Source organism: Nocardia sp. NPDC060220 (genome assembly GCF_042727815.1).
Taxonomy (GTDB): domain Bacteria; phylum Actinomycetota; class Actinomycetes; order Mycobacteriales; family Mycobacteriaceae; genus Nocardia.
This window is the reverse complement of record NZ_JBHWZY010001122.1, coordinates 1-1,867: the sequence shown is the minus strand read 5'-3', so window position 1 is coordinate 1,867 and position 1,867 is coordinate 1. Positions and strand designations below refer to the sequence as shown.

The window sequence follows — 1,867 nt, the reverse complement described above, 5'->3', positions numbered from 1 at the left end:
GGACATCGGCGCGGTGCCGAGTTCGGGGTAGTGCTGGGTCCAGCTACCCTCTGCGGGCTTGGGCCAACGAGCCATGATGTACTCCTGAAAAGCGGTATCGGTGGTCTATTCGATCGGTTCTTCACCGAGCACCGTGGTGCGCAACATCTCTCGCGCGGAACCCGACGGGTAGGGCGCGGCGCGGTGGATGACACCGCGGTTGTCCCAGATCACCGTGTCCCCGACCGCCCAGGTGTGGCGGTAGACGCGGTCGGGTGCGGTGCAGCGGCTCAGCAGTCCGTCGAGCAGGGCCCTGCTCTCGTCGGCGGGCATCCCGACGACGTGATCGGTCGACGCGCCGAGAACCAGCGAGCGCCGTCCTGATTTGTGCGTCCAGATCAGCGGGTGTTCCTTGATCGGACGTCGGCGCCATGCCACCAGTTGTTCGGGCGTCGGGTCCGCGTTCACCCCGCGCTGCGACGCCTCGAGCGAATGCACCACGCGCAAGGAACGCAGCGAGGTCTGTTCCGCGGCGGACAGGTCGTCGAAAGCCTTGTAGGTGCTGGCGAATTCGGTCTCACCGCCGATGGCGGCGACGGCCTTGGCGGTGAGCACGGTCGCCATCTGCGGGTACGCGTCGTCTTCGGGCGTGCAGCCGTCGATATGCCAGTCGAAGGTCGCGCGGAGGTAGCTCGCCGACGAGTTCTTGGTGGTGTCGAGGCTGACCCGATAGATGCCCTCCACCGGATGGTGCCCGGGTGAGGTGTCCACCTGTCCGAGCGTGCGGCAGAACGCAACCTGGGTTTCGGGGTCCAGATGCAGGTCCCGGAAGACCAGCACTCCGTTCTCCTCGAGGGCCGACATCACGGTCGCGGCGACGCTGCTGTCGCTGAGCAATTGCTCGCGCCGAATGCCGATCACCTCGGCTCCGACGGCCTGGCCGAGTTTCTCGATGGTAATCGTCATGATGAAAGTTCCTTCGTGTCCTACGGCCAGGGAGCGCTGACGCGCGCGAGTTCGGCGTCGGCGCTGTCGACGGGCTTGGGTTGTTGGAAGATCTCGACGGCCATCGCGACCATGACCAGCGAATACACCAGGTGCAGCAGGTGTATCGCGTCCTCGGGCAATTCCTCGAGCGAGAACTTGTCGCAGTAGGACAGGGCGTCCTCGACACGCGGGAAGCACGCGTCGTAGAAGTCGATCAATTCCTGCATGGGACTGGCCAGGCGGCGGGCGTAGCGCTCGGCTTCGGTCTTCAAGCACCAGTCGACGGCGAACCGTTCGAGGTCGGCGAAGGCGGGCGGCAGCATGGTCGATGTCATCGCGCATCGGCCCCGGCGAGATCGTGCCGGTAGACGTCGACCCAGTCGGCGACGGCCTTGTGGAAGTGGCGCACCAGGATTTCCTGATCATTGACCGGGAAGTGGGTCAGGCCTGCGGTGCGGTACGCCGATTCCAGCGCGGTCTGGGTGCCGGTGAGCATGCCCGCGTCCTGGAGCGCGAACTCCTTGAAGACGACCGAGGCGACCTCGTGCTCGACCCGTTCACGGACCGTGCGCGCGGGCTGGAAGCACAGCATTCCCTCGAACCGGTGGGAATGGTAGGAGGTCGGCCAATAGCGGTAGAGCAGATACCAGCCGCGGTAGATGAGGATCTCGATATTGGGGAAGATCTGGAAGTTGTCGATACCCCACGGCTCGATCCGGCCGGGATTCAAGCCCTTGGGCAGCTCGCCCAGCTCCGGCGACTCCCACGGGCCGACCAGGCCGCTACGGGTCACCCGTTCGATCGGATACATGAACTCCGGCGGCATCGTCCAGCGTCGCGCGCCGCCGGTGGAGACCATCCGATGTGGGCCGTCGACCTGGAAATGCGCGCACTCGAAACC

At 65.5% G+C, this 1,867-nt stretch carries 3 protein-coding genes; all 3 read right to left on the bottom strand.

Annotated features, from left to right (window positions below; translation table 11 throughout):
• Positions 1–105: 105 nt before the first annotated feature.
• Complete coding sequence (locus tag ACFWF3_RS34350) at positions 106–945, bottom strand: TauD/TfdA dioxygenase family protein (RefSeq protein WP_379318198.1); 840 nt, start codon at positions 943–945, stop codon at positions 106–108.
• Positions 946–965: 20 nt separating this feature from the next.
• Complete coding sequence (locus tag ACFWF3_RS34345; protein WP_379318196.1) at positions 966–1,301, bottom strand: hypothetical protein; 336 nt, start codon at positions 1,299–1,301, stop codon at positions 966–968.
• A partial coding sequence (locus tag ACFWF3_RS34340) for an RHO alpha subunit C-terminal catalytic domain-containing protein (RefSeq protein WP_379318194.1) occupies positions 1,298–1,867 on the bottom strand: 570 nt, incomplete at its 5' end. The genes ACFWF3_RS34340 and ACFWF3_RS34345, both read right to left, overlap by 4 nt.